This is a genomic window from Lactiplantibacillus sp. 30.2.29 (assembly GCF_018991255.1).
Lineage (GTDB): Bacteria > Bacillota > Bacilli > Lactobacillales > Lactobacillaceae > Lactiplantibacillus > Lactiplantibacillus pentosus.
Window position 1 is genome coordinate 1 of record NZ_JAGYGU010000052.1, and the last position, 8587, is coordinate 8587.

An 8587-nucleotide genomic window follows, 5' to 3' on the forward strand; every position below is an offset into this window, starting at 1 on the left:
CACAAACATATATTAGTAGTTTTACTGTGCTTTTTTCAGATGATTTTGATGATAAAGGGAAAATAAAGGAAACAACAGTTGATAAACTTTTAAACAAAAAAGGGAAAAAAGAAGATTTGGAAAAGAGAAATGCTGTTATATTCAATATTTCGCTGAATGATTCATTTGAAGCTATGGGACGTAACACGCCAGAATTTGTAAATTATGAGATTAAAAAGCCAAAGATGGGCATGGACAGAATTCAAAGATTTAAAACTAATAACTTTTTGTGTTGGAGAAAGAAAATAAATTCCACAGACCCAGATTTAGATGAAGATTACGTGAATGCGATTAAATCTTTAACGACGAAGAATTTACAAGGCATGAATACTAAAGAAATATTTAAAAATCAAAATTGGTTGGAAAAAATTGAAAATCAAATTAGTATTGGGCTTAAAGGGACGTATGTTTATTATGATGATAAGCCTTTAAATATGAAAAAAGATGTAATACTAAGCGAAATAAACGAAACTAAAGACATAGAAGTATACGAGAAGTATTTAGCGGAGTGTTTTGCAAGAAAAGCTAACAAGTATGGAGATCAACATGAGTATCGATTAATATTTTCAGAATTCAAGGAAACTGCTACAAAAGAAAATTTTGTTTTCCCAAAAGGAATAGAATTAGAATATCTTTTAAAATCAAAAGAATGGTATGCGAAAGAGGTCAAGAATAACGAAGTGGAAAATTTGTGCTTAGAAGATTTTAAAAAATAAAGTGGTATAGATTGTGTAATTTTGAAAAAACGGCGATATGTGAATGGAACTTAAAGGTTTGCGGCGAGTTTGTGATTTAGGGTCAATGCACAAGGGTGCGTGAAGCATTGGTACGGTTGTTAGTGTTGATAAGGTAGGTTATGTAAACAAGGAATGGTATATAAAAAACCTCTACTTGATTGTAGAGGCTTTTAAGTTAAATCTTATTTTTATTTTAACCATGGAAGTTACCAGTATATTGATTGACAGTAACATATGGATAATCATTAGTGTTAATTTCGTTGACCCAAACTTCCCAAAGTCCATTACCATAATATTTATAGTAATTAGGCGTTACCTTATAACCATTGTAGAGGTTATGTTCAAATGTAGTTACCCAAGCACCTTGTGGTCTAGTAGTAACAGTTCCAACTGCTGGTTGGGTAGAACTACTTGATTGTGCAGAAGAACTTGTTTGTTGATTAGTAGAGCTAGTAGCTTGTACTTGACTGCTAGAACTACTGGAAACAGAAGAAGTAGAACTACTTTGACTGTTTGTAGTAGAATTGCTTGTTGAACTAGCAGAAGAAGCAGAGCTCACCTCACTAGAACTAGAGGAAGTTTGACTACTTTTTTTAGAAGAAGTAGAACTGTTACTAGTCTTTTTTTTACTACTTGTTTGTTCAACTTTAGCAGAGCTGCTAGAAGTATTTGATTTTTGATGACCATTGACTGCCTTAATGATAAAAGATGCAGCAAGAACAATAACGATTAAGGCCCCCAAACCATATAGCCACCTTAATTTTTTTTTATTCATAACTGTACCCCCTTTTATCACCTATCCTAACATTCTAGAAATTAGACAGTTATAATTTGACCTGCGTAAATTTTGTTGGCGAAAAAGTTCTTTAACATCGCCATTTGATAATAGAGTTTTGGTTAAATCTTTGGCAAACTGTTCCATGGGGAATCCCTCCGTTTTGGTTTGGTTTGACGATTTAATCATACGGGGAAGGGATTCCCTTTTCAATAGGATTTTATTTATTTACACAAACTATTTTATACTCTCTTAGAAAGGACAAACCATAATGTATTTACTTTTACTTTTACTTTTTATTTTTGCATTCTTATACCTTATACCACAAAAAAAAGAAAAAATACTAAAAAAACAAAATAAGTCCTCTGCTTTTTATCATAAATATTCAGCTACTATTAAAAAATTCCGTTATATATGCCTTTTAGTGGGATTTTTTATTGTTGTGAGTGCGCTCTATACACTTATAATCAAAAAGGATTTACGTATTTCACTCATGTTTGAAGCATTACTATTTTTATTTGTATTCATACAAGTCCTAACACATCTTTTTGAACAAAAGTTATTTAAAAAATATACTTTAACGAAAAAATTACCACCACTCATTTCAAAAAAAGCAGAAATCCAAAAAGCTATTGGTTTATATGGATCTGCCGTATGTTCACTATTGTTAAGTTTATTTGCCCTTCTTCTCTCAATAACGGAGTAGTACCTCAACAGCCTTATAAGCAGCAAATTCTAAACATAAAAATAACTCCAGATTTAAAAACTCCACTAAATTAAAGCTGTATCTGTTTTTAACTATTTTATATCTCAAAAACAAGACATTTCAGGGTCTATAATATAGTTATAGACCCTATATATTCATAGCCTCTTTCTGTTTGGTGTTAAAGTATTAGTCATCGATGTCATACACTATCTTGTTTAGCTCCGTTTTGATGGAACTGGGAATATTTTCTAAATTGAAATGGTAGATTGTAGCTATTGATCATCAGTAAAATTGAGATATTTTTATCGAAAATGAGTATTATTTGATTATGATTAAAAAAAGATTATAATTAAAAGCGATCGACTAACCAGTTTAGGAGAATACTCAATGAAATTACTAAAAAGAATCTGTTCTGACTACTTGCATGGACTAGTATTTTTCATAATAGTATTTTACTTTATGACGGCTAATCCAGATGGCAGTATGCCTCTAAAATGGAGTTTTGTTAACGTCTATTGGACTATTTCCTTTCTGATCGCATACCCATTACTGTTAGAGACGGTGCCCAGTATTAAAAAAATCAATTTCCATATGAAGTCTCTGCAATCACGGTCAATTCATATGGAAGATAAGGCCACAAAAAAACTGTCTGATTTGTACCATGATTCAACAAATCCAGTTAGCAACCGAATAGATTTACAAGCCCGCAGTGATTATCAAAATGACTGGCTTAATTTAATGATTAGTTTTTTTGTTAGCGGACTCCTTATCGCCATTTCAATACCAAGTTTGTTTTTTATTGCTTTTAAAAACCTTTTAGGGAGACGAATGTTATGAAAAAACTTTCACTTATGGAAGGTAGATTGTAAAATTAATCCCAACGCTGTTCGGGAAAAATATCAGCTTCCTTTAAAATGGTGTTTACCACAAGCCCATTTTTTAGGAGCTGATTTTTTGTCTAGTATAACCTATTTTAAACGAAGTAAAATCGAAACCTGTTGTAAACTAGGACTGGCTATTGTTCAAATGGATGAGTGATTAAAACGATTCTGGTTAAAAGTTGGAAAAAACTCAAATTTAGGTGACAAACAAAAAATACTAAGCTTAGTATTTTCTGTTTGGTTTTGTTGTCTCGATAAATTTGGTAAGCAAGTCTTGCGACTGCTAGACCAAACCAGCACCAAGCTAACATGGCTGAAAACTTTTCCTAGTATGGGTGCAGTATATTGCATATGCACCACCACCTTTCAAGCAAAAACAGCCACTACCCTTAAAACTCTCCACGATAGAATTATATTATATGTTGAGAGACGTATTCCAAGCCCTCGTTGACTTGCTTTAGTGCATCGTTCCACTATAATATACTATACATAGCCTTTTACTATGATTATTTAGTTAGATGTAGGCTTATAGTTGTTGAGTATAGGAGTGTAATGTTAATGGAGACTATATCAAGCATTGCTAAACGATTAAATGTTACAAATGGTCGTATTTATCAGATAATCAAAGAAATACCGGCTGATAAGCAACCTAAGAAAGATGCTAAGGGTAAGTATAATTTTACTAAAGAGTCTGTAGAGGCTATAGAAAGCTATTATAATAGTGTAAGTAGTCCCAAGACCGACAATGAAAGTGATCTAGTGAAGCAATTACGTGCAGACTTAGAAGACGCTAAAGCAGAGATTAAGGCTAAAAATAATCAGATAGACAAGTTTCAGCAATTACTGGATCAACAGCAACAACTTAATTTGTCTACTAACCGTCAAAACGAAAAACTACTTGGTACCACTACGAACAACCCCCTCTCACAGGACGATATCCCCCTTAAAAGCGACGATACAGACGTTTTAAAGCCTACCGAGGGTAATTATAAGGGAGTAGACACTAAGACGCCTAAAAGGGGCTTGTTTGGTTGGTTAAGACGTTAAAAATACCCCTTTGTCATATTATCGGCAAAGGGGTATAATACTGTTTGAAACTAAATTAAATAGACAAAAAAATTCCCTCGGAGCCTAACCCGGGGGAACACACTAACTTCATCAAGTTTATGTGTTCATTTTACCTACTATTGTAAGATTTTTCAAGTAGGTAGAGTTGAATTTTTCTGGATCACGGGGGAGCCAAGCCTCGTTACTAGAGTGGCAACATTCTAGCCAAGCCAACTAATCTTACCTTTCGAGGACTGACAGCCGGTTAGCGGAGCTAATGAAACAAGTCGACAGGTCAAGTGAGAGCCGCCGCTATAAACTCCCACTAGGAATTAACCTATACTTGTATTTAGGGTGGTTCCGAACGGTGGCCCCACGCACGGGGCGGGCGGTAAAGCAGTACGAAAGTACAGGGCGATTACGCAAGGCCAGTGATCCAAACAACTAAAAATAAATGATTGCTGGCACCTATAAAGGGTGCTTTTTTTATAGGCTAAATTAGTTAGGCTAATCTACAAGCGCAATAGTAACAATACAAGTGTTTTTACGTGACGGTGATTCGTGACGAACAACAAAAAGTTTTCTTCTTCGCAAAACAAGGGGAAAACTATATCCCGCTCAGGTTCAAGCGTTCTGAACAGCAAAGGGCAAGTGCACTAAATTGGTTTTGACCTTGAGGGTTAAGAGCACGTGGTTGCGTGCAGATAGGTTAAACTAGGGTGTTATTAATTTACTAATCGTCACGTAGACCACAAAACGTTAAGAACTAACTACTAACGATAGACACACTATTAATATTATATAGTCTCAGCCTAGGCGGGTTCTAAGCCGACATGTTTCGGACAATTATACATGAAACGTCATTATCACAAAGTAACTTACATACGTAGAATAATAAACTTTCACAAGTGTAAAATACTGGTATATTAACATTTACAAATTTACTCTATTTTCACAAAGTATCATTATCGTATGATATCGGTAAATATATAGCTTGCTATCGTTGATATAACAAGGATTTACACACTTCACAAACTTTAGCTTTTAATACTATGTGTTATGTTAACTAGCATAAAATAGTGCTGTATGACATGACATTGCACACTACTTTCAGTAACATACTGCAAAATAAAAAGGTCTACCCTTAACTGGATAGGCCTTTTTACTATGTCAATTTTAATGTTATTATAATAATATGTGCTATCTATATTACTTGGGGGAGCGGCTATCTGTTTAGGTAGTCGCTTTTTAATATTGCAATTTAATTAGAATGATCTAAAATAAAGTTGTCCCATTAGTCGGGACTCATGGTATTCCGTTTCGAAGTGACAACTTCTTAGTGAGCACTTACCCGGGTGTTCACTTTTTTAGTATTGCACCAAGTTTGCATAGTGCTATAATCATGCTTGTGTCTCCGACATGACACAAACACCTACTTCATAATAGTGTGACGATTCTAGCAAAATCATAAAGGCCCGTCATTAATTTGATAGGCCTTTTTGTGTGCTAACAAGCAACCTACAACCTAAGCAACTTTATACGCTAAAAGGTGTAAAAACTAGTTAAAAGCTGTCAATTCCTTATGCTCCCACGCTACGCTCGTCCGCTACCATTGACAGCAAACAGTTAGTTTTTCTGAATCTCAACAAGAATCTAACTGCTATATTCGTTTTTAAGGGCCTTATTTCTTGTTTCTAGCGTTTTTGAGACTGTTTATATATATTTATAACAAAGCAAAAATAAAAAGCCCTCAGCAGGCTTTTAGAGGGCTAAATAACGAAGCCAGGACGATTAATAATATCTTCTTGTCTTTTTTGCAAAACATAAGTATACAGGGAATCATACAAATTCTTTTTGATCTCGTCAGGTTCATTGAAAGAAGCTTCAAACAATTCTTGAATATCAACTTGCCAAGGATCAGCAAGCATTTCATCAATGGTTTTTAATACTTTCTTTTCGTCCATCTTAATTACTCCTAACATCAAAATAATGCTTTCAGTTTAAATTCACAGATCTTACAGCACCGTTATTCAAAATTTGTTACCAAGCTCATAAAGATTCTTTGCACAGAACGATTAAAAAAATTGGCTTAAAACAGTGGAATCTGCAACATTTTTTAAGTATCTAAAGCATAACAAACTTAGTTAAGTGTAAGCATAAGTTGAATTAAGAATACATTCAATTCAACCATGGCAAAAATTGATTCTATGGTTATCAGCAGACCGAGTGAAACGAGGTCAATGCGCACTTACACATAGAATTTATTCTATGTTGTGCTAGACCCATTAAAAACCTGTATCAGAAGTCGCCGTTGGCGACAACTAAAAATCTAAATAAAACTAACCAAAATCAATTTGATCTAACATACTTTCGGTACTTGCTTGGTCTAAGCCTAAATAAGCTAGAGTCATGGCTTCACTTGAATGATTTAATAAGTGCATGACTAAGCCAATATTGTAATTGGATTGCGTATAAACGCGATAAGCCCCAGTTTTGCGCATAGTGTGGGTACCAAGGTAATTAATTCCTAATAGATCGCCAACCTTACTCATAATTTTGTAGAACTGTTTTTCAGTAATATGGCGTTCTGGGTGTTGAATTGACGGAAAGAGCCATTCAGAATCCAGCTTATGATCAAGCAGCCATTGACGGTACAATAAGAGCTCTGTTTGAACAGGCTTAAGGTACAAGGTATTAGGTTTACCAGTTTTTCGGTCATGAATAAACGCATTTTGTTTAATAGAACCGTCCGGATTAAAAATATCGGCCTGTTTTAAGCCCATAACGTCACTCACTCGCAGTAGCGTCGCTTTACCAACTTGAAAAATCGTATAGTTACGTCGGCCAGCTTTAAAGTCATTGAGTAACGTATCTTGAACCTCTTTAAGAACGTTTGAATCTTTGATGGGTAAGACAACTTGTTGCATAAGCTGTTAGTTCCTTTACTTTAAAATTAATTTAGTTGCAGAAAACCTAAAAATCGAATATTATGATGTAGTACGACGGTAAACTTAAAGGAGGCGGATTAGAATGAGTAATACTATTATTAAAAACAAGACAATTTCAACTCGTGTAACACCTGACATTAGTGAACGGGCTAAAGCTAATCTAGCAAAACAAGGGCTAACCGTTTCTGAGTATATACGCTTATCGTTAGTTAAAGCGGCCAATAATGAAGTTCGATTAGTCAGCTTTTTAGATTCTCCGGAAGCCTTAGCCGCTAAAAAAGAAGCAGAAACAGGGCAGGTCAAAAACATTGGTTCATTGACTGACTTTGAAGATTGGATCGATAAATTAGATGCAAATTAAACAGACCAAATCTTTTGAACGTGAATTAAAAAAACTAGTCAAAAAACATTTCCCAATAACTGTCTTGAAGCCTTGTTTAGAAGCAATTGTTGAACAAGATGCACTTGTTTTGAAACAGATTAAAGATCATGCATTAAAAGGAAATTGGCGTGGCTATCGTGAATTTCACCCTGCCAGATATGGAAACTATGGTAAAAATTATGACAACTGGATTGTTATTTATCAGCTAGATCATGATGAATTGATTTTGTTATTGATTGCAACTGGCTCCCATGAAATCTTGAATCAATAGCTATAGTTTAGGGGCACTTATAAAAAAATAAATTAAAATAGCCCCCAATATCTACATTATAGATATTAGGGGTTATTCTTTCAATGTTTTCGAGGGGTTATTTGTTAAAAATCCCCCCATAACATTGGAAACAGGAAACGATTTGAACACGGATAAGGCGGAAGAAATAGAAAAGGTTAGGAACGAGCCTAAAACGCCAGAAACGGCAAAAAAACGGCACTGGTGGCAAAGACGATAAATAAGGTATAATGAAAAAGTTGCCTATCCAATCTGCAACGGTTGGGAGGTGTAAAAATTGTTTACTTCTTTCTTTGCCCCACTTGCGGTTGCGCTGATAACAGCGTGGTTTACGGACTGGCTAAAACGGAAACGCCGCAAGTAAAATAAAATAGGCGACATTTAGCCCACTAAAAAAGCCCTTAGCAGTCGTAACCTGCTAGGGGCTTTGGTGTAAAAACGTTTATTCTTTCTTTGCGATTTCATTATAACATGAAACAAAAATGAAGTGCAAAGAAGTATAATGCAGTTGATTAAATAATTACTTTGAGAAGGTGTAATAGAATGAATTTACATGAAAAACAAGATGAAGTATATAAACATGAGAATAAGAAAGCCATAGGGTTTATAAAATTCAACCAAAAATGTGATGATCTCGTTAAAGGGCATTTTTTTCTAAAGTCTATTGAGAATTTTCGGGATAATGGAAGGGACAAAATAAAGGACGATTCGGAAGGTATTATCAAATTAACCAATAATGAAATGATTAAGTATGGCGAAATACTTAATGGCAAATCACAAACA

Annotated in this window: 10 protein-coding genes and 1 pseudogene; 7 read left to right on the forward strand and 4 right to left on the reverse strand. The window is 34.4% G+C overall.

From position 1 onward, the window contains the following. On the forward strand, nucleotides 1–755 hold a 755-nt coding region (locus KGF65_RS15890; RefSeq protein ID WP_216788236.1), incomplete at its 5' end, for a hypothetical protein. 214 nt (nucleotides 756–969) lie between these two features. Here KGF65_RS15890 and KGF65_RS17175 read toward each other — a convergent pair. Both KGF65_RS17175 and KGF65_RS17345 read right to left on the reverse strand, forming a co-directional pair. Next, a complete protein-coding gene (locus KGF65_RS17175) occupies nucleotides 970–1551 on the reverse strand; it encodes a hypothetical protein (RefSeq protein WP_225083855.1) in 582 nt (193 codons plus the stop codon). A 21-nt stretch (nucleotides 1552–1572) separates the two neighbouring features. Further along, on the reverse strand, nucleotides 1573–1698 hold the full coding sequence (locus tag KGF65_RS17345; RefSeq protein ID WP_257591854.1) for a hypothetical protein: 126 nt from the start codon (nucleotides 1696–1698) through the stop codon (nucleotides 1573–1575). 124 nt (nucleotides 1699–1822) lie between these two features. Between KGF65_RS17345 and KGF65_RS15900 the strand changes: the two genes are divergently transcribed. From KGF65_RS15900 to KGF65_RS15910, 3 genes are all read left to right on the forward strand, one after another. Beyond that, the gene (locus tag KGF65_RS15900) at nucleotides 1823–2257 is read left to right on the forward strand and encodes a hypothetical protein (protein ID WP_015474768.1); all 435 of its coding nucleotides are present in this window, start codon (nucleotides 1823–1825) and stop codon (nucleotides 2255–2257) included. 387 nt (nucleotides 2258–2644) lie between these two features. After that, nucleotides 2645–3094, forward strand: a complete 450-nt coding sequence (locus KGF65_RS15905; RefSeq protein ID WP_063486888.1) for a hypothetical protein — start codon at nucleotides 2645–2647, stop codon at nucleotides 3092–3094. 602 nt (nucleotides 3095–3696) lie between these two features. Beyond that, nucleotides 3697–4185 (forward strand): hypothetical protein, encoded by a 489-nt coding sequence (locus tag KGF65_RS15910; protein WP_063487538.1) that lies wholly within the window; start codon nucleotides 3697–3699, stop codon nucleotides 4183–4185. A gap of 1769 nt (nucleotides 4186–5954) precedes the next feature. Here the strand turns inward: KGF65_RS15910 and KGF65_RS15915 are convergent. Further along, entirely contained in the window at nucleotides 5955–6167 is a 213-nt protein-coding gene (locus KGF65_RS15915) for a hypothetical protein (protein WP_010625611.1), read from the reverse strand. A gap of 357 nt (nucleotides 6168–6524) precedes the next feature. Next, nucleotides 6525–7112, reverse strand: coding sequence for a site-specific integrase (locus KGF65_RS15920; RefSeq protein WP_141268186.1), 588 nt, complete (start codon nucleotides 7110–7112; stop codon nucleotides 6525–6527). Nucleotides 7113–7215: 103 nt separating this feature from the next. On the opposite strand from KGF65_RS15920, the gene KGF65_RS15925 reads away from it, so the two are divergent. From KGF65_RS15925 to KGF65_RS15935, 3 genes and pseudogenes are all read left to right on the forward strand, one after another. Then, on the forward strand, nucleotides 7216–7494 hold the full coding sequence (locus KGF65_RS15925) for a type II toxin-antitoxin system RelB/DinJ family antitoxin (RefSeq protein ID WP_003625288.1): 279 nt from the start codon (nucleotides 7216–7218) through the stop codon (nucleotides 7492–7494). Continuing rightward, nucleotides 7484–7786: a type II toxin-antitoxin system YafQ family toxin gene (locus KGF65_RS15930; RefSeq protein ID WP_199876315.1), complete on the forward strand. Its 303-nt coding sequence runs from the start codon at nucleotides 7484–7486 to the stop codon at nucleotides 7784–7786. Before KGF65_RS15925 ends, KGF65_RS15930 begins: the two co-directional genes overlap by 11 nt. A gap of 561 nt (nucleotides 7787–8347) precedes the next feature. Next, nucleotides 8348–8587, forward strand: a pseudogene (locus KGF65_RS15935) (hypothetical protein); the annotation flags it as partial.

Bases quoted from the DNA above. Each gene is read 5' to 3' on its own strand.
- KGF65_RS17175 (WP_225083855.1), bottom strand. From the start codon at position 1,551: ATGAATAAAAAAAAATTAAGGTGGCTATATGGTTTGGGGGCCTTAATC.
- KGF65_RS17345 (WP_257591854.1), bottom strand. From the start codon at position 1,698: ATGGAACAGTTTGCCAAAGATTTAACCAAAACTCTATTATCAAATGGC.
- KGF65_RS15900 (WP_015474768.1), top strand. From the start codon at position 1,823: ATGTATTTACTTTTACTTTTACTTTTTATTTTTGCATTCTTATACCTT.
- KGF65_RS15905 (WP_063486888.1), top strand. From the start codon at position 2,645: ATGAAATTACTAAAAAGAATCTGTTCTGACTACTTGCATGGACTAGTA.
- KGF65_RS15910 (WP_063487538.1), top strand. From the start codon at position 3,697: ATGGAGACTATATCAAGCATTGCTAAACGATTAAATGTTACAAATGGT.
- KGF65_RS15915 (WP_010625611.1), bottom strand. From the start codon at position 6,167: ATGTTAGGAGTAATTAAGATGGACGAAAAGAAAGTATTAAAAACCATT.
- KGF65_RS15920 (WP_141268186.1), bottom strand. From the start codon at position 7,112: ATGCAACAAGTTGTCTTACCCATCAAAGATTCAAACGTTCTTAAAGAG.
- KGF65_RS15925 (WP_003625288.1), top strand. From the start codon at position 7,216: ATGAGTAATACTATTATTAAAAACAAGACAATTTCAACTCGTGTAACA.
- KGF65_RS15930 (WP_199876315.1), top strand. From the start codon at position 7,484: ATGCAAATTAAACAGACCAAATCTTTTGAACGTGAATTAAAAAAACTA.